This window comes from Peribacillus folii (genome assembly GCF_030271255.1).
In the GTDB taxonomy this organism is placed as follows: Bacteria; Bacillota; Bacilli; order Bacillales; family DSM-1321; genus Peribacillus.
The window spans coordinates 206,158-224,151 of the sequence record NZ_JASJOM010000003.1 but is presented as its reverse complement, the minus strand read 5'-3'; the positions used below and the strand labels follow the sequence as shown (position 1 = coordinate 224,151).

Below are 17,994 nucleotides of genomic sequence, written 5' to 3'. Positions count from 1 at the left end.
TCATTCCTTTTGGTTGCGGGATATTTCAGCCAGAATGCTTTTAGCAATATCCGCTTTACTCATTTTGGGAAGCTCGATTGCACTTCCGTCTTTTTTGTAAATGGTCACTATATTCGTATCCGTCCCAAAACCAGCCCCTGCAATGGTCACGTTATTGGCAACGATCATATCCGCATTCTTTTTCACTAATTTCCCTCTTGCGTATTCTTCGACATTGTTCGTTTCGGCAGCAAAGCCCACCAAGGTTTGATGCGCTTTATTGTCACCGAGTTCCTTGAGGATATCCTTGGTCCTTTCAAATTCAATCACATTTTCCCCTGGCTGCTTTTTCATTTTCTGAACATGATAGAACTTCGGTTTATAATCAGCGACGGCAGCGGTCATGATGACAATATCACTTGAATCGTAGCGATTGAGAACAGCATCATGCATGTCCGCTGCCGATTCCACAGGAATGACATTTGCCTTCAAAGGCGGCATCAAATTCACCGGCCCCGTTACCAATGTCACCTCAGCACCCATTTCAATCGCCTGTTCAGCTAAAGCATAGCCCATTTTTCCGCTGGAATGATTGGTGACGTATCGTACAGGATCAATTGCTTCGCGGGTTGGACCTGCTGTTATCAGGACTTTCTTTCCTCCAAGAAGCTGCGGTTTCCTTGCTGCAAAGTGACTCCTCAGGTGTTCGACGATCGTTTCCGGTTCCTCCAACCGCCCTTTGCCTACATACCCGCATGCCAGATACCCTTCCCCAGGTTCAATGAATTGATATCCGAACGTACGAAGTGTCTCCATGTTTTTCTGCACGGCAGGATGGGCATACATATGAACATTCATGGCAGGTGCTATCCAAACGGGCGCTTCCGTTGCCAGCAGCGTGGTCGTGATCATATCGTCGGCGATTCCATTAGCCACCTTTCCAATGACATTCGCCGTTGCCGGGGCAACAAGGATGATATCCGCCCAATCAGCCAGGTCGATGTGGGCAATTACGGAAGAATCCTTTTCATCAAACGTATCCGTGTACACATCATTTCTCGAAAGCGCTTGGAAAGTGAGGGGCGTCACGAATTGACGTGCCGATTCACTCATGATCACTTTTACGTGCGCACCCTCCTGTGTTAATTTACTGGTCAGGGCAGCAGCCTTATATACAGCAATACCGCCAGTGACGCAAAGAAGTACTTTTTTCTCGATAAGCATGCAAACTTCCCCTAACTATACATTCTAGATTTCTTAATTATGAAGGAAAACTGTAGAAAAATCATTTGATATGCGCAATAAATATAGGGTTCCCCACCTTCATCACACCCGCTGCTTCATTTATTGGAAAAATCAAAACAAACAGGCCTGACACCTTGGCCGCAGGAAGGAAGCAACTTTCACATGTAACGCATCCTGTTTGCTTTAGGGTGTCAGGCCCGATAGGTCAAGCTTATGTGTTCTCGCTTAGTTTTCCTCGTAAGCATTGTCGTAGGTCAATTTGCCAGAATGAATTTCTTCAAGGGCGCGGCCCACCGCTTTATGGGAAACTGGTTTGGTGATAAGGCAATTATCTTTGATTTGCATTTCCCGGGCACGTTTGGCTGCCACAGATACAAGCGAGTATTTAGAATCGATTTTCAACAATAAGGAATCAATTGATGGATATAACATAGTTTATTCCGCCTCCAACATTTTTTTATATAAAATAGCAACTCTTTCCCGACGGCAATGCTCGGCAATCACTATTGCATTAATTCTAGCACATGCTGCATCCACATGATCATTTTCAACGACATAATCATAAAGATCCATAAGTTCTATCTCTTCCTTGGCCACTTTCATCCGCCCTTTTATTGCTTCCTCCGTCTCGGTACCGCGTGTGACGATCCGGCTTTCCAGTTCAGTCAAGCTTGGAGGGGCAAGGAAAATGAATAGCCCTTCAGGAAACTTCTCGCGGACTTGTTTTGCGCCTTGAACTTCAATTTCCAGAAAAACATCTTTTCCGGAATCGATCGTCTCACGAACATAATCCACTGGCGTCCCATAATAATTACCGACGAATTCAGCATATTCAAGCAGTTTGCCTTCCTGGATCAATGCTTCGAATTCCTCGCGTTTCTTGAAGAAATAATCCACTCCATCGACTTCACCTTGGCGAGGCAGCCTTGTCGTCATCGAAATGGAATATTCAAAAGCCGTTCCAGGCTGAGAAAAAATTGCCTTCCTTACTGTACCTTTACCAACACCGGATGGTCCGGACAAAACGATTAATAAACCTTTTTCTCTCATATTGTTTCAGTTACCCCTCTTCTACGCTGTCATCTTTATCCTGAAGCCGTGCAGCAACCGTTTCCGGTTGGACGGCGGATAAGATGACATGGTCGCTGTCTGTAATTATAACGGCCCTGGTTCTTCTTCCGTATGTAGCATCTATTAAGGATCCGCGGTCCCGGGCATCTTGGATAATCCTTTTTATCGGAGCCGATTCAGGGCTCACGATGGATACGATCCGGTTTGCGGATACGATATTCCCAAATCCAATATTAATGAGCTTAATTGACATTTTAGTCCCCCAATCCTATTCTATTGTCACCTTTTTACGTTCATCATAAACCGACTACTCGATATTTTGAACCTGTTCCTTTAATTTTTCAAGCAGGCTTTTCATTTCCACCACGTCTTTGGTAATGTAAGAATCATTAGCCTTCGAACCAATCGTATTGACTTCCCTATTCATTTCCTGAACAAGGAAATCGAGTTTCCTGCCGATCGTTTCATTCTCTGAAAGCGTCCCTGAGAATTGCTGGACATGGCTTTCAAGCCTCGTCAACTCTTCATTTATATCACATCTATCAGCGAAAATGGCCGCTTCTGTCACAATCCGGCCATCTTCAATCAGTCCATCCGTTAACTCAGCCAGTTTGGTTTCCAGACGGGCTTTGTATTTCTCGACAACACTAGGCGCATGGTTTTTGACGCCTGCTACAATTTCCTCAAACCTATTAAGCTGGCTGATCATGTCCAGGGCCAGCTCCTGCCCTTCTTGAGCCCGCATTTTTATTAGGTTCCCCAAGGCACCCGAAACTGCCTTCAATAATAAGGCTTCCAAGTCTTGAGGAACCATGGGCACTTCTTCCGTCATGAAAATCGATTCAAGCTGGAGCATATCCTGTAATGTAATGGAGCTTTCCAGTTTGTATTTGTCCTTGACTTCAGCCATCAAACCTACATACTGATCGGCAAGATCCCAATCGACCTTCACTTTTTTGGAAATGAGGCTTCCACCTTCGACTGTAATGAAGATTTCCACCCGTCCCCTTCTTATGTATTGATTCGCTTTTTTCTTCACTTTTTCTTCCAAAACCAAAAGCTGGCGCGGCATTCTAATCGTATATTCGCAAAAACGATGATTCACCGTCTTAATCTCGGCAAAGACATTGACCTGTCCGTTTCCCGCTTCTTCTCTTCCATAGCCCGTCATACTGGTAACCATGGTTCCACTTCCATTCAAGCTTATTGTAGTGATTTCGCCTTACATTGATTATATATCAGCTGCTGCATCATAAGTTTAGCCTGCAAATAAGGACTGCAAAAATAAAAAGGCAATAGAGCAAGACTCTACCACCTTAAAGATTATAACATATTTCACTGTGCTTTTCTTGCTAAAAAAGTTCCGGCCAATAAAAAAGTTGGGATGGAGGCCATTCCTATCACCAATAGCCAATCCCTTCCTGAAATCGGCACTGTATGGAAGATCGTTTGCAAGGGCTGCACATACATGACTGCAAGCATCAGCAACAGCGACGAAAGGACCGCACCCACCAGGTACATGTTACCGAACGGGTTTCTAGAGAAAATCGACCGTTCACTCCGGCAATCAAAAACATGAATAAGCTGGGCAAGGACTAGGGTGGCGAACGCAATCGTTTGTGCATATGCCAGGTTTTCCGGGTTTGCCCGATATACGACATAAAAAGCGATCAGTGTTGAAATTCCTATTAGGAAGCCGCGTGAGATGATCTTCCATCCAAGTCCTCTGCCAAAAACTCCTTCGTTGGCATTTCTCGGGTTTCGTTTCATTACATCCTCTTCAGCTGAATCCAGTCCCAATGCCATGGCAGGAAGGCCGTCCGTAACAAGATTCACGAACAAGATCTGGATTGGAATCAACGGAAGGGGCAAGGCACATAGCATGGCAAAAAACATGACCAATATTTCACCTACATTGGAAGCAAGCAGATAACGGATGAACTTCCGGATGTTCTCATATATATTCCGACCTTCGTTAATGGCCGATTTGATCGTAGCAAAGTTATCATCCACCAATATCAAGGAAGAAGCCTCCTTGGCAACATCAGTCCCGGTTATACCCATCGATATGCCGATATCCGCCGATTTGATCGCAGGAGCATCATTGACTCCATCTCCTGTCATCGCCACGACATGTCCTTTATTTTGGAGCGCCTTTACGATTTTCAATTTATGCTCCGGAGAGACACGGGCAAATACCGAAACACTTTCGACTATTTCCTCAAGCTCCCCTACATCCATGTCGGCCAATTGCCGTCCTTCAAGGACAAGGTCTTTTCCTTTTAATATGCCCAATTCTTTAGCTATTGCCTTTGCGGTGATGACATGGTCGCCAGTGATCATGACGGTTTTGATTCCCGCTTCCCGGCATTCCTTGACAGCCTGCTTCACTTCCGGACGCGGCGGATCAATCATGCCCTGAAGTCCCATGAAGGTCAAATTACGCTCAGCTTCCGTTTCATGAAGCAGGATCGTCCCTTTCGGAAGAGGCTTATAACCGACCGCAATCATCCGAAGTGCCTGTGAAGCAAGCTCATTCATGTCCTGCTGCACCCTTTCCTTATTTTCACGGTTGAATATTTCCGACCTGTCTTCCCAAAGAATCGTGTCGCACTTTGCCATCAAAACATCAGGCGCTCCTTTTACGATGACGAAATGATTGTCTTTTTCATCCTTCACAATCACACTCATCATTTTACGGCTTGAATCAAACGGGAACTCCTTCACGATCGTAAACCTTTTGGAGAGGTGCTCCCTCGTCAAGCCTGCTTTCATCGCCGCGACCAACATGGCCCCTTCTGTCGGATCTCCGTCCAATACATGCCGTTTTCCCTTCTCATTCAACTCGGCTTTGTTACAGAGCATCCCGAACGTGATGATCTGAAGCAGGGCATTATGGTTTTTCGGCGCAACAGAAACACCCCTTAAGGAAAACTCGCCGACCGGATTGTATCCAGTCCCGCTGACATCCCATGTTTTCCCCCCGCTCCAGACTTTCGTAACCGTCATCTTGTTTTGCGTAAGTGTCCCCGTCTTGTCCGAGCAAATCACGGTGGCGCACCCAAGCGTTTCAACAGCAGGAAGTTTGCGGACAATCGCTTTTTGTTTGATCATGCGCTGAACGCCCAAGGACAAGGCTACAGTAACGATGGCAGGCAAGCCTTCCGGAATTGCGGCAACGGCAAGGGATACCCCAGCTAAAAACATCGTATAAAGGTCATGTCCTTGAATGACGCCTGTGAGTACGACAATGACCGTCAATATCAAGGCGGTGATGATCAATATTTTCCCCAATTGCTCCAGCCGGCGTTGCAGTGGCGTTTCTTTCGTTTCTGCAGTCTGCAGCAAGTCGGCAATCTTGCCCATCGCCGTGTCCATCCCCGTAGCGATGACAATTCCCACTCCATTCCCCCTTGTGACCATCGTCCCCATAAAAGCCATGTTCTCCTGATCTCCGATACCTTCATCCTCATTCAGCAATGGTTCGGAGCATTTAACGGCAGGAAGCGATTCCCCAGTAAGTGCCGATTCCTCAATTTCAAGGCTTGAATGGCCGACGATCCGTAAATCCGCCCCTATCCTATCACCGCTTGAAAATTTCAGGATATCCCCCACGACAACCTCTCTTGAAGGTACCTTCAGCCAACTGCCGTCCCGTAGTACATTCACTTGCGGCGCCGCCATTTCCTTAAGGGCATCGAGAGATTTTTCAGCCTTCCGTTCTTGGAAGAAACCGAGCAATCCATTTAAAAAAACAATCGCCATGATGGCAATCGCATCAATATATTCTCCCAAGATCCCGGATACTAAGGTAGCGGCAAGTAAAACGATGACCATGAAATCCTTGAATTGTGCAAAAAACAATAGGATGGCTGACTGTTTTTCGCCCTCCTTCAATTCATTGTACCCATGCTTATGCAGCCTGTCCTTTACTTCATCATCGTCCAAACCGTGTGTAACGTTTGTTTGAAGCGCTTTTTCCATCTCTTGATTATTCATTTCCTTGAACTCCATCAAGTATCACACATCCCTTTGAGTAGAATGATATAGGCCCCTGTATACATCTTAAACAGGCGCTTTTTCTTTACTCACCAAACACCTGCCCGCTTATCGATACATAAAACAACCTGCTCTTCTTCCATGATTATTCAGACTCGTCCAAAATAATGCTATAATTAAACAGAATTGCGGAAAGAAGAATGGTCCCCATAATTATGGCTTATTCGAACCCTTGCAAGTAGCAAGGGCATCAAGCCTGATAACTCCAGTAACGCGGTAATTAGGATTAAGAAATATTGCCGGACCATGCTAGCACATTTAGAAAATGGAGTATCATAGAAAATCTTATGTAAAGGAAGTAAAAATAGAATGTCATTCGATGGATTATTTACAAAAGCGATGACCGAAGAAATCGCTTCTATATTAAAAGGCGGTCGGATCAACAAGGTACATCAGCCATACAAAAATGAAGTGATATTGGTGGTTCGTGCAGGAGGGAAGAACCATAAGCTCCTCTTATCAGCACATCCAAGCTATTCAAGAGTGCAATTGACGGAAGAAAGCTATGAAAATCCAAAAGAAGCACCCATGTTCTGCATGCTTCTGCGAAAACATCTTGAAGGCTATACAATAGAAGATGTTTATCAATATGAACTCGATCGGATGATCATTTTGGAAGTGAAGGGCCGTAATGAGCTTGGGGATATTTCGCAAAAGCAACTGATCATTGAAATTATGGGACGTCACAGCAACATTGTACTAGTTGATAAAGAACGGAACATGATATTGGACAGCATTAAGCATGTCTCATATGCGGTGAACAGTTACCGTGCCATATTGCCAGGTCAGGAATATAAAGTGCCTCCAGCCCAAGAGAAGATTAATCCCTTCGAGGCCACGGAAGACGATATCAGAAAAAAACTGGATTTCAATGCAGGGAGGCTTGACAGACAGCTTGTCGCCAGCTTTTCAGGAATTTCACCTTTAGTAGCAAAGGAAGCCGTCTACCGTGCTGATTTGGCCAACAGCATCACCCTTCCTGCCGCTTTTTCAAGCCTTATTGAAGAAATATCGGCACAAAAATATACGGCGACGATTAAAAAAGATGGCAATAAAGAAGTTTTTTATATGCTTCCACTTGAACACCTGGGTGAAACACAACGGACGTTTCCTTCATTAAGCGAAATGCTGGACAGATATTACTTCGGCAAGGCTGAACGAGATCGAGTTAAACAGAAGAGCCAGGATGTGGAACGGTTCATTTCAAATGAAATCGAAAAGAATTCAAAAAAAATCGGCAAGCTCGAACGTACGTTAAAAGATACGGAACGCGGTGAACAGTATCAATTGTTCGGTGAGCTGCTTACAGCTAATCTTTATCAAATGCAAAAAGGCATGAAGGAGATTGAGGTTTCCAATTATTATGATGAGGAGCAAGGTACGATTACGATTCCGCTTGACCCGTTAAAAAACCCGTCCGATAATGCCCAAAAATACTTCTCCAAATACCAAAAGTCCAAAAATGCGGTCGGAGTGGTCCAAGAACAAATCGAAAAGACGAAATTGGAATTATCCTACTTCGAAGCCCTGCACCAGCAACTTCAATCAGCTTCGCCCAGGGATATAGAGGAAATACGCGAGGAGCTCCAGGAAGAAGGCTACATACGCCAAAAAAAGAAAAAAGGCATGAAAAAGCCTGCCAATGCCAAACCGCAGCTTGAAACCTATCATGCTACAGATGGGGATCTCATTTTTGTCGGAAAGAATAATAAACAAAATGACTATTTAACGAACAAATTTGCACGCCGGGATGAAATCTGGCTTCATACGAAAGACATCCCGGGATCACATGTCGTGATCCGAAATGAATCACCCAGCGAAGAAACGATAAAAGAGGCAGCCGTTTTGGCAGCTTTCTTCAGTAAAGCCAAACAATCGAGCTCTGTTCCCGTTGACTTCACTCAAGTCCGCCATGTCAAGAAACCGAATGGCTCCAAGCCCGGTTTCGTAATCTATGAACAGCAGCAAACCGTATACATCACTCCGGATGCCGATACTGTCATCCGCTTAAAGGAAGCGATAAAACAGTAAAAAAATGGAGGCGTCCCAATCATGAGTGATTGGGACGCCTTCATTTTCATGCGGAAATCCAAGCTGTATCCGCTGGATTCTCGCGCCATTTTTTAAGCTTTTCCAATTCATCCGCCGTGATGTATCCTTTTTCATTAGCGACTTTGATCAATGTTGAATAGTCGCTCAATGAATGGTTCGTGATGCCTTCCGCACTTAACTTTTCTTTTCCCTTTTCCAATTCGTAGGTAAAGATCGAAACGACTCCAAGAACCTCGCATCCCGCTTCTTTCAGTGCATTTACAGCGGTGATCACACTGCCTCCGGTTGATATCAAATCTTCCACGACCACCACTTTTTGTCCCGGAACGGCTCTGCCCTCGATTTGATTTCCCTTTCCATGCCCCTTCGCTTTAGAGCGGACATAGCACATCGGTGCATTTAATTTTTCGCTCACCCAGGCTGCATGCGGAATGCCGGCAGTAGCGGTACCTGCAATCAGATCAGCTTCCGGGAAATGCTGCTCAATCAAACCCTTTAATCCTTCCGCGATTTCCGTACGCACCGTTGGGTAAGAAAGGGTTAAGCGGTTATCACAATAAATCGGTGATTGAATTCCTGATGCCCAAGTGAAAGGGTCATTCGGCTGCAGGTACACTGCTTTTATTTCCAATAGATGTTCGGCAATCGTTTCGTTTAACATGTTATTCCCTCCCAAGCTGCTTTCATTTCCAAATACGCCTTCAATGGATCATGTGCCTTTGTTATCGCTCTACCTACGACGATGGCATCCGCTCCAAAGCCCCTTGCCTGTTCAGGTGTGGCAATTCTAGTTTGGTCATGCACCTTGGCGCCGGCACTTCTGATTCCAGGTGTAATGGTTAGAAATCCTTGGCCGATGCGATCGTGGATTTCCTTCACTTCATGAGTGGAGCATACAACGCCATCCAAGCCAGCCTGCTGCGTAAGCCTTGCATAACGGAGGACAGACTCCGAAAGAGAACCGGCGATGTTTTGTTCCATGTTCATTTGTTCCTCGGAAGTGCTCGTCAGCTGTGTTACCGCTATGCATAACGGACGTTCTTTCCCTGCAGGAGTCCCCTTATCAAGACCCTCCAAAGCTGCTTCCATCATTTTTTGGCCACCCGCTGCATGTACATTAACCATATCGGCACCTAAAGTGGCCAAACCTGCCATGGCCATTTTGACCGTATTGGGAATGTCATGCAGCTTCAAATCAAGAAATACATCATGGCCCCGTTCCTTAATCGAGGAAATGATGGACGGTCCATTTTGATAAAATAGTTCCATCCCTACTTTAAGTGCCAGTTTTTCCGCCGGGAACTGACTCAGGAATCGTTCCGTTTCGATGATATCAGGAAAATCAAGGGCGATAATTAGCGACTGCTTCATTCTGCTTCCAGCTCCTTCCTGTGCATTGTGAAATATGGTCATATCCGAGCTCGTCCAGCAATTTCGGCAATTCATCGATGATGGTCGGGCATACAAAAGGATCGACGAAGTTCGCTGTTCCGACAGCTACCGCACTGGCACCAGCATAGAAAAACTCGATGACATCTTCCGCTGTAGCGATTCCGCCCATGCCGATAATCGGAATCGACACTTGTTGGCTCACCTCATAAATCATCCGGAGGGCAACGGGTTTTATAGCAGGACCTGATAACCCGCCCGTCCTGTTCGAAAGGATCGGCTTACCCGTTTTTAAATCCAACCTCATGCCGACCAAGGTATTGATCATTGTCAGCCCATCGGCACCGCCTTGTTCTACCGCTTTGGCCATTTCCACGATATCACTGACATTCGGGGAAAGCTTCACATATACTGGCACAGATGATACCTCCTTGACGGCCTTGGTAACCTCTTTGGCAACTTCTGGTACCGTACCGAAAGCGATGCCACCTTCCTTTACGTTAGGACAGGAAATATTCAATTCGAGTGCTTTGACATTCCCAACCTTACTGATTTCACGGGCGACCTTTACATAGTCAGCTATTTGTGACCCTGCAACGTTAGCGATGATTGGGACCTCGTACCCTCCAAGCCAAGCCAGCTCTCCATGGATTACCTTGTCGAGGCCTGGATTTTGCAGGCCGATGGCGTTCAGCATGCCCGATGAGGTTTCCGCAACACGCGGGGTCGGATTTCCGAACCTAGGCTCCGGTGTTGTCGCTTTAATCATGATGGCCCCTAGAACATCCAAATCGAAGAACTGGCTGTATTCACGACCGAATCCAAAGCAGCCAGAGGCAGGCATGATCGGATTTTTCAAATGCAAGCCGGGTAGCTCAACTGAAAGTCTGCTCATAATACCACCTCTCCTGCCCGGAACACGGGTCCATCACTGCACACTTTTTTATAACTGAATCCAGCTGGATCATCTCCTGTATGGCACACACAGGCAAAGCAGGCGCCTATTCCGCAGCCCATTCTTTCCTCAAGGGACAGGTATAGCTTTTTCTCGCGATAGCCTGCTTCCAAAGCTTTCAGCATCGGCGTCGGCCCGCAAGAATAGATCGTAGTGAATACCTGCTCGAGCTTGTCTATCACAGTCGTAACGAACCCTGCCGTTCCATATGAACCATCCACTGTGGCAATATACGTATCACCCAATTCACTAAACTCTTTTTCGTAAAAGATCGCCGACTTCGTTTGAAAGCCCAATACATGGATGACCTTCACCCCGTTGGCGACGAGCATTTGTGATAGTTGATAAAGGGGGGGAACCCCAATCCCGCCTCCTACCAATAACACCGTTTCCCCTTCTTTCGCTTCATGAAGGGGGAACCCATTGCCAAGCGGACCAAGGATATCGACCGCTTCAGCCTGTTTACGCTGCGATAACAGGGTCGTTCCTTTTCCTTCAGCCCGGTATATCATCGTAAACCGTTTTTCATTGCTGTCATAAGAAGAAATGGAAATCGGGCGTCGTAACAATGGCTCTGTGCCTTCTGTTGTCTTGACTTGGACAAACTGGCCAGGCTGGTACATTTCTGCTACCAGTTCACCTTGCAGGGTAAGTTCAAAGATGGATGGGGCCAGTTCTTTATGAGTTAACACCTTCATTCTTTCCTTCTTGATCATATATAGCTCACCTCACGGCTTTTTTCCATTTTGCCCATCGCTTCTGCAGAGAAGGTCATGGATTCGATCACTCTTAAAATCGCTTCGGCCGTATCGAGTGATGTTAGGCATGTCACTCCATTTTCAACCGATTCACGGCGAATCCGGAATCCATCACGTTCAGGCTGTTTTCCTTTTGTCAAAGTATTGATGACGAACTGAGCTTCCCCGTTTCTGATGACATCAAGCAGGTTTCTGCCTTCTTCGCCGATTTTACCGACAATCGCAGCAGGGATGCCCGATTGCTTCAAATGCGACGCAGTACCGCTTGTGGCAATCAGCTTAAAGCCAATATTATGGAACCGTCTTGCCAATAGCAGTGCCTCTTGCTTATCCTTATCCGATATTGTTAATAAGACCGAGCCATGTCCTTTAATTTTGAACCCGGAGGCGACCAGCCCTTTATATAAGGCTTTTTCAAGCGTGCTATCTTTTCCCATCACTTCACCGGTCGATTTCATTTCAGGTCCGAGGGAAATATCTACACCTCTTAATTTTGCAAAAGAGAAGACCGGCACTTTTACGTAAACCCCCGATTGTTCTGTCACTAATCCGGATTGGTAACCTTGTCTTTCCAGCGAGTGGCCAAGGATTACCTTCGTGGCTAAATTTGCCATTGGCACATTCGTAATTTTACTTAAGAATGGGACCGTCCTGCTTGAACGCGGATTGACTTCAATGACATATACTTCATCGTTGCTGATGACATATTGAATGTTCAGAAGACCAATGATATTCAAGCCTTTTGCCAGTCTTGTTGTATAGTCGATGATCACTTCTTTTTGTTTTTCCGTTAAATTCTGTGGCGGATAGACGGCAATTGAATCTCCCGAGTGGACGCCCGCACGCTCGATATGTTCCATAATCCCTGGTATGACGACCGTTTTTCCATCAGATATCCCATCGACTTCGACTTCTTTACCCGTCAAGTAGCGATCGATCAGAACGGGATGGTCCGGATTGATTTTCACGGCATTTTTCATGTAATGCAGCAATTCTTCTTGCTTATAGACGATTTCCATCGCTCTTCCGCCGAGTACATATGACGGCCTGACCAAGACGGGATAGCCGATATCTTCCGCAATGACGATTGCTTCGGCAACGGATGTAGCGGTTTTGCCCTTAGGCTGCGGTATGCCCAAATCCTTTAGGGCCCTCTCGAATTTATTGCGGTTTTCCGCTCTGTCGAGATCTTCCAATGAAGTGCCGAGTATCTTCACGCCTCTTTCAACCAATCCCTCCGCAAGGTTGATGGCCGTTTGTCCTCCAAATTGGACGATGACTCCTTCCGGTTTTTCCAAATCGATGACATGCATCACATCTTCCAATGTTAAAGGTTCAAAATAAAGTTTGTCGGAGATGCTGAAATCCGTTGAAACCGTCTCTGGATTATTGTTGACGATGATTGCTTCATAGCCTGCTTCTTTGATGGCCCAGACGGAATGTACAGTCGCATAATCGAATTCAACGCCTTGGCCGATCCGGATCGGACCTGAACCAAGGACGATGACGCTTTTCTTATCAGTTACGATGGATTCATTTTCATCTTCGTATGTTCCATAGAAATACGGTGTTTCCGATTCGAATTCCGCAGCACAAGTATCGACCATTTTGTATACCGGGACGATTCCTCGTTGTTTCCGATATTCATATACTTCAATTTCGGGAACGTTCCAGATTTCTGCAATCGTTTTGTCAGAAAAACCAAGTTCTTTGGCTTTTTGCAGCACGTCACAATCAAAGGAATGCTCCAGCAGCTCCTTTTCAAAGTCAATGATTTTTTTCAGCTTATGGAGGAAGAATAAATCAATTTGGCTCCATTCATGAATGGTTTCGATCGTTTTGCCCCTTCTTAGCGCTTCGCCGATATAGAATAACCGCTCATCTCCAGCTTTACGGATCCGTTTTTCAATTTTTTCATCCTCAAACTCGTCATTCAATTCGAGATGATATATGCCGGCTTCAAGGGAACGCACAGCTTTCAGGATCGATTCTTCGAAGGTACGGCCTATGGCCATGACTTCTCCCGTCGCCTTCATTTGGGTACCGAGCCTGCGATTGGCACTTTCGAACTTATCGAATGGCCAGCGCGGGATTTTCGTTACAACATAATCCAATGCCGGTTCAAAATTCGCATAGGTTTTGCCCGTGACCGGGTTCATCATTTCATCAAGTGTCAAGCCAACCGCGATTTTTGCTGCAAGCTTGGCAATCGGATACCCGGTTGCCTTTGAAGCAAGCGCTGACGAACGGCTCACCCTCGGGTTCACTTCAATAACGTAGTATTGATAGCTATTTGGATCCAGGGCTAGCTGAACATTGCATCCTCCTTCAATTTTCAGGGCACGGATAATTTTCAAGGATGTATTTCTAAGCATTTGGTACTCTCTATCACTTAATGTTTGGCTTGGTGCCGCAACAATTGAATCCCCCGTATGGACGCCGACAGGGTCGAAGTTCTCCATATTACAAACGACAATGGCATTATCGTTCGAATCACGCATCACTTCATATTCCACCTCTTTGAAACCGGCAATGCTTTTCTCGAGCAGACACTGGTGAACGGGACTGCTTTTCAGGCCGCCCTCCACGATCTCGATCAGTTGCTCTTCGTCATCGCAAATCCCGCCGCCCGTTCCGCCAAGCGTAAAGGCCGGGCGAACGATGACCGGATAACCTACCCGTTCAACAAACTTATACGCTTCTTCCAGGTTATGAATGATGTCACTGTCAGGAACCGGTTCCCCAAGATCGTTCATCAAAGTTCGGAAAAGGTCCCGGTCTTCCGCTTGCTGAATCGCGGAAAGCTTCGTCCCAAGAATCTGCACATTGCATTCTTCCAGGATTCCCGCTTCTGACAGTTCAACCGCCATATTCAGCCCGGTCTGTCCGCCAAGCGTAGGTAACAGTGCATCAGGACGCTCTTTACGAATGATTTTGCTGACAAATTCCAATGTGATCGGTTCGATATAAACCGCATCAGCCATTTCACTGTCTGTCATGATCGTAGCAGGGTTGGAGTTAATCAGGATTACTCGGTATCCTTCTTCCTTCAAGGCCATGCATGCTTGCGTTCCTGCATAATCGAATTCGGCGGCCTGCCCGATGACAATCGGACCCGAGCCGATCACTAGGATGCTTTTTATATCATTGCGTTTTGGCATGTTTTTTCCCCCTTGGTAGTTGCAGTCTCGATCATTTGTATAAATTCATTAAATAGGTAGTTGGCGTCTTCCGGTCCAGGTGAAGCTTCAGGATGGTACTGTACCGTGAAGGCTGGATATTTCTTATGTCGCAGGCCTTCGATTGTATCGTCATTCAATGCCTTATGGGTCACCATAAGCTCCGTCCGCTCGATGGAAAGCGGTTCAACCGTATATCCATGATTTTGGGAAGTGATGGATACCTTTCCGGTACGAAGATCCTTTACTGGATGGTTCGAGCCGCGATGGCCGAATTTTAGTTTTTCCGTATCTGCTCCATTTGCAAGGGCGAAAAGTTGATGGCCCAAACAGATTCCGAATAACGGCACTTTTGTTTGGATCGTGCGTATCATTTCAATCGTCTCTTGTACACTTTTCGGATCTCCAGGTCCGTTAGAAAGCATCACGCCGTCCGGGTGGTATTGCAACACTTCCTCAGCCGTGACGTTATAAGGGACGACGACTACATCACAGCCGCGCTTCGTCAGTTCCCGTAATATTCCATGCTTCATGCCATAGTCAACAAGAACGACCCTGTGCCCCCTGCCTGGGCTTGAATATGGCGCTTTCGTAGAAACCTGCTTCACTTGGTTCGTTGGGATCACGGTTGCTTTCAACTGGGAAATGACTTCTTGGGCATCTTTGTTAATGTTGCAGATCGCACCTTTCAGGGCACCTGATTTCCTGATGATCCTTGTCAGCTTCCTTGTATCGATTCCGCTTATTCCAGGTATGTTCTTCATTCTCAAAAATTCATCTAGTGATGTTTGGCTGCGCCAGTTGGAAGGATGGTCTGCCGCCTCTTTGACGATAAAGCCTGCTATCGCTGGGTTTATTGATTCAAAGTCGTCTCGATTGATCCCGTAATTACCAATTAATGGGTATGTCAGTGTGACGATTTGGCCACAATATGATGGATCGGAAAGTATTTCCTGGTATCCGGTCATTCCTGTGTTAAACACGACCTCGCCGATTTTTTCCACGTCCCCGCCGAATGCTTCTCCAAGGAAAATCGTTCCATCTTCCAAAATTAGCTGTCTTTTCATTGTTGAACACGTCCTTTTTCCCAAGCTATTTTTCCTTCAGAAATCGTCATGACCGGCCAGCCATAGCATTTCTTATCATTGAAAGGTGTATTTTTACCTTTTGATGCAAACTCTTCTGCATTAATTTCTTTTTCAACTTCCAGGTCGATGAGCACGATATCGGCTATAGCACCTTCCTTCAGTTCCCCATATGGAAGGGAGAAGCTTTCAGATGGCTTGATCGTCAAGAAGTCGACCAATTGCTTTAAAGTCAAAACTTCCTTTATGACCAATTCGGTATATAACAGCGGAAAGGCTGTTTCCAACCCTACTATGCCAAAAGGAGCCAGCTGCATTCCTTGTGCTTTTTCCTCGGCTCCATGTGGAGCATGGTCCGTTGCAATGAAATCGATGGTTCCGTCAAGCAGCCCTTCAATCAATGCGTCTCGATCTTCACGCCCTCTTAATGGAGGGTTCATTTTATAATTGGCATCAAGCCCCGGTATATCATCCTCACACAATAATAAGTGATGCGGGGTAACCTCGGCGGTGACCCGAATGCCTGCACGTTTTGCATCGCGTACGATTCTGACCGATTCCTTCGTCGAAATGTGGCAAACGTGGTAATGGCAGTCTGCCGCTTCCGCAAGGAGGATATCCCTGGCAATATGTACAGCTTCGCAAACAGACGGAATTCCATTGATTCCCTGTTCTTTGGAGAATCTTCCTTCATGGACGGAGCCTTTGTTGATCAAGCTATTATCTTCACAATGAGCGACAATCGCCATATCTTGGGCGGCAGCCCGTTTCATCGCCTCAAGCATCATCCCCGCTTCTTGAATCCCTACGCCGTCGTCCGTAAAAGCGAAGGCACCCGTTTGTTTCAAGGAAGCAAAGTCCGTCAATTCTTTGCCCGCTTCCCTTATCGTAATCGATGCATAAGGAAGGACCCGTACATGTGCCGTTTCTTCGATTTTCCGATTAAGCGCTTCTAAGTGCTCCACCGTATCCGGGACCGGCCTTGTGTTAGGCATCGCAGCAACCGTCGTGAAACCGCCCCTTGCTGCTGCAAGCGTACCGCTTTCGATCGTTTCCTTATGCTCGCCGCCCGGTTCGCGTAAATGGACGTGGAGGTCAATGAACCCTGCTGTAATGAGCATCCCTTTTGCATCCACTACGCTGCAATTATCCGTTGCCAAATCCTCGCCGATTTTCGTGATGACCTTACCTTCCATTTCAATGTCCGCTTTTTTGAATGAATTATGGTTATCTAGCAATACTCCATTTTTGATGACAGTTTTCATGGTACATTCCCCCTTCGGTTTGTTCGAGCACATTTTTCAATACGGCCATTCTGATGAACACGCCATTTTCCATTTGTTTGAAAATTCTTGAGCGGCTGCATTCGACTAAATCACTGTCAATTTCGACACCGCGGTTTATTGGTGCAGGATGCATGATGATTGCATCCTGTTTCATATTTTTTTCACGTTTCTTCGTCAGGCCATAGCGTTTGAGATAGTTTCCATTTGCGTGCTCGTATTGTTCACTATGCCTTTCATGCTGGATCCTGAGCAACATGACCACATCCGAAGTCGCTATCGCTTGATCGATGTCTTCATACCTGCCCAAGCCATTGTCTCCGTCAAACCACTCAGGCGGACCTGAGAATACGACCTCTGCCCCTAAACGTGTTAATGCTTCAGCATTGGATTTGGCAACACGGCTATGCCTCACATCGCCGATTATCGCAATCTTCAGACCTTTGAAACTATCAAACTCTTGCTTTATCGTCAATAAGTCGAGCAATGACTGGGTTGGGTGATTACCGCATCCATCTCCGGCATTGATTATCGGGATCCTTACCTTCTCTTTCAATTCGTCAAAAAAATTATCCTGTTCATGCCTGATGATCAAGGCATGGACGCCTATTGCCTCAAGCGTTTTGACCGTGTCATACAAGGTTTCTCCTTTTAATACCGATGATGTGCCGGCATCAAAAGGGATGACCTCCAGGCCCAGTTTCCTTTCCGCCATTTCAAAACTTGATTTGGTCCGTGTGCTTGGTTCAAAGAAAAGATTGGCAACCATCGTTTGCAGCTTAGGATTCCAGCTCGACCCGTTGGCAAAAGTTTCTGCTTCATGGAGAATTCCTTCAATTTCCGTTACGGTCAGCTCATTCATTGTGAATAATTTTTTCATTACTCCTGCTCCTTTCACAATCGTGCTGCGGGGCATAATAAAACACCCCGCCTTTCAAG

General features: G+C 46.2%; 15 protein-coding genes. 1 reads left to right on the top strand and 14 read right to left on the bottom strand.

Features of this window, described 5'->3' with window-relative positions:
• The 6 genes from coaBC to QNI08_RS06130 all read right to left on the bottom strand — a co-directional run bounded on the left by coaBC (nucleotide 1) and on the right by QNI08_RS06130 (nucleotide 6,309).
• Nucleotides 1-1,203: a bifunctional phosphopantothenoylcysteine decarboxylase/phosphopantothenate--cysteine ligase CoaBC gene (gene coaBC, locus QNI08_RS06155; RefSeq protein ID WP_285766549.1), complete on the bottom strand. Its 1,203-nt coding sequence runs from the start codon at nucleotides 1,201-1,203 to the stop codon at nucleotides 1-3.
• Between the two features lie 246 nt (nucleotides 1,204-1,449).
• Nucleotides 1,450-1,656 (bottom strand): DNA-directed RNA polymerase subunit omega, encoded by a 207-nt coding sequence (gene rpoZ / locus QNI08_RS06150; protein WP_285766548.1) that lies wholly within the window; start codon nucleotides 1,654-1,656, stop codon nucleotides 1,450-1,452.
• 3 nt (nucleotides 1,657-1,659) lie between these two features.
• Entirely contained in the window at nucleotides 1,660-2,274 is a 615-nt protein-coding gene (gmk, locus tag QNI08_RS06145) for a guanylate kinase (RefSeq protein WP_285766547.1), read from the bottom strand.
• Nucleotides 2,275-2,284: 10 nt separating this feature from the next.
• Entirely contained in the window at nucleotides 2,285-2,548 is a 264-nt protein-coding gene (gene remA, locus QNI08_RS06140; RefSeq protein ID WP_057913464.1) for an extracellular matrix/biofilm regulator RemA, read from the bottom strand.
• A 54-nt stretch (nucleotides 2,549-2,602) separates the two neighbouring features.
• On the bottom strand, nucleotides 2,603-3,478 hold the full coding sequence (locus tag QNI08_RS06135) for a YicC/YloC family endoribonuclease (protein WP_285766546.1): 876 nt from the start codon (nucleotides 3,476-3,478) through the stop codon (nucleotides 2,603-2,605).
• A 152-nt stretch (nucleotides 3,479-3,630) separates the two neighbouring features.
• Nucleotides 3,631-6,309 (bottom strand): calcium-translocating P-type ATPase, SERCA-type, encoded by a 2,679-nt coding sequence (locus tag QNI08_RS06130; protein ID WP_285766743.1) that lies wholly within the window; start codon nucleotides 6,307-6,309, stop codon nucleotides 3,631-3,633.
• A gap of 354 nt (nucleotides 6,310-6,663) precedes the next feature.
• On the opposite strand from QNI08_RS06130, the gene QNI08_RS06125 reads away from it, so the two are divergent.
• The gene (locus QNI08_RS06125; RefSeq protein ID WP_285766545.1) at nucleotides 6,664-8,385 is read left to right on the top strand and encodes an Rqc2 family fibronectin-binding protein; all 1,722 of its coding nucleotides are present in this window, start codon (nucleotides 6,664-6,666) and stop codon (nucleotides 8,383-8,385) included.
• A 46-nt stretch (nucleotides 8,386-8,431) separates the two neighbouring features.
• On the opposite strand, the gene pyrE is transcribed toward QNI08_RS06125, so the two are convergent.
• Genes pyrE through QNI08_RS06085 form a run of 8 tightly spaced genes read right to left on the bottom strand, consistent with a single transcriptional unit; the run spans nucleotide 8,432 to nucleotide 17,935 of the window.
• Nucleotides 8,432-9,067, bottom strand: coding sequence for an orotate phosphoribosyltransferase (gene pyrE / locus QNI08_RS06120; protein ID WP_285766544.1), 636 nt, complete (start codon nucleotides 9,065-9,067; stop codon nucleotides 8,432-8,434).
• Entirely contained in the window at nucleotides 9,061-9,777 is a 717-nt protein-coding gene (gene pyrF, locus QNI08_RS06115) for an orotidine-5'-phosphate decarboxylase (protein WP_285766543.1), read from the bottom strand. Before pyrF ends, pyrE begins: the two co-directional genes overlap by 7 nt.
• Nucleotides 9,749-10,690 carry a dihydroorotate dehydrogenase gene (locus QNI08_RS06110; RefSeq protein WP_285766542.1) on the bottom strand — a complete coding sequence of 314 codons (942 nt, stop codon included), beginning with the start codon at nucleotides 10,688-10,690 and terminating at the stop codon, nucleotides 9,749-9,751. Before QNI08_RS06110 ends, pyrF begins: the two co-directional genes overlap by 29 nt.
• Complete coding sequence (locus QNI08_RS06105) at nucleotides 10,687-11,466, bottom strand: dihydroorotate dehydrogenase electron transfer subunit (RefSeq protein WP_285766541.1); 780 nt, start codon at nucleotides 11,464-11,466, stop codon at nucleotides 10,687-10,689. The genes QNI08_RS06110 and QNI08_RS06105 overlap by 4 nt, the downstream gene beginning before the upstream one ends.
• Nucleotides 11,463-14,669: a carbamoyl-phosphate synthase large subunit gene (carB, locus tag QNI08_RS06100; RefSeq protein ID WP_285766540.1), complete on the bottom strand. Its 3,207-nt coding sequence runs from the start codon at nucleotides 14,667-14,669 to the stop codon at nucleotides 11,463-11,465. The genes QNI08_RS06105 and carB overlap by 4 nt, the downstream gene beginning before the upstream one ends.
• Nucleotides 14,648-15,754 (bottom strand): carbamoyl phosphate synthase small subunit, encoded by a 1,107-nt coding sequence (locus tag QNI08_RS06095; protein WP_285766539.1) that lies wholly within the window; start codon nucleotides 15,752-15,754, stop codon nucleotides 14,648-14,650. The genes carB and QNI08_RS06095 overlap by 22 nt, the downstream gene beginning before the upstream one ends.
• Nucleotides 15,751-17,037 carry a dihydroorotase gene (locus tag QNI08_RS06090; RefSeq protein WP_285766538.1) on the bottom strand — a complete coding sequence of 429 codons (1,287 nt, stop codon included), beginning with the start codon at nucleotides 17,035-17,037 and terminating at the stop codon, nucleotides 15,751-15,753. The genes QNI08_RS06095 and QNI08_RS06090 overlap by 4 nt, the downstream gene beginning before the upstream one ends.
• Nucleotides 17,000-17,935 (bottom strand): aspartate carbamoyltransferase catalytic subunit, encoded by a 936-nt coding sequence (locus QNI08_RS06085; protein WP_285766537.1) that lies wholly within the window; start codon nucleotides 17,933-17,935, stop codon nucleotides 17,000-17,002. The genes QNI08_RS06090 and QNI08_RS06085 overlap by 38 nt, the downstream gene beginning before the upstream one ends.
• Nucleotides 17,936-17,994: the final 59 nt, after the last annotated feature.

Coding starts and splice junctions, on each gene's coding strand:
- coaBC (WP_285766549.1), bottom strand. CDS start 1,203: ATGCTTATCGAGAAAAAAGTACTTCTTTGCGTCACTGGCGGTATTGCT.
- rpoZ (WP_285766548.1), bottom strand. CDS start 1,656: ATGTTATATCCATCAATTGATTCCTTATTGTTGAAAATCGATTCTAAA.
- gmk (WP_285766547.1), bottom strand. CDS start 2,274: ATGAGAGAAAAAGGTTTATTAATCGTTTTGTCCGGACCATCCGGTGTT.
- remA (WP_057913464.1), bottom strand. CDS start 2,548: ATGTCAATTAAGCTCATTAATATTGGATTTGGGAATATCGTATCCGCA.
- QNI08_RS06135 (WP_285766546.1), bottom strand. CDS start 3,478: ATGGTTACCAGTATGACGGGCTATGGAAGAGAAGAAGCGGGAAACGGA.
- QNI08_RS06130 (WP_285766743.1), bottom strand. CDS start 6,309: ATGGAGTTCAAGGAAATGAATAATCAAGAGATGGAAAAAGCGCTTCAA.
- QNI08_RS06125 (WP_285766545.1), top strand. CDS start 6,664: ATGTCATTCGATGGATTATTTACAAAAGCGATGACCGAAGAAATCGCT.
- pyrE (WP_285766544.1), bottom strand. CDS start 9,067: ATGTTAAACGAAACGATTGCCGAACATCTATTGGAAATAAAAGCAGTG.
- pyrF (WP_285766543.1), bottom strand. CDS start 9,777: ATGAAGCAGTCGCTAATTATCGCCCTTGATTTTCCTGATATCATCGAA.
- QNI08_RS06110 (WP_285766542.1), bottom strand. CDS start 10,690: ATGAGCAGACTTTCAGTTGAGCTACCCGGCTTGCATTTGAAAAATCCG.
- QNI08_RS06105 (WP_285766541.1), bottom strand. CDS start 11,466: ATGATCAAGAAGGAAAGAATGAAGGTGTTAACTCATAAAGAACTGGCC.
- carB (WP_285766540.1), bottom strand. CDS start 14,669: ATGCCAAAACGCAATGATATAAAAAGCATCCTAGTGATCGGCTCGGGT.
- QNI08_RS06095 (WP_285766539.1), bottom strand. CDS start 15,754: ATGAAAAGACAGCTAATTTTGGAAGATGGAACGATTTTCCTTGGAGAA.
- QNI08_RS06090 (WP_285766538.1), bottom strand. CDS start 17,037: ATGAAAACTGTCATCAAAAATGGAGTATTGCTAGATAACCATAATTCA.
- QNI08_RS06085 (WP_285766537.1), bottom strand. CDS start 17,935: ATGAAAAAATTATTCACAATGAATGAGCTGACCGTAACGGAAATTGAA.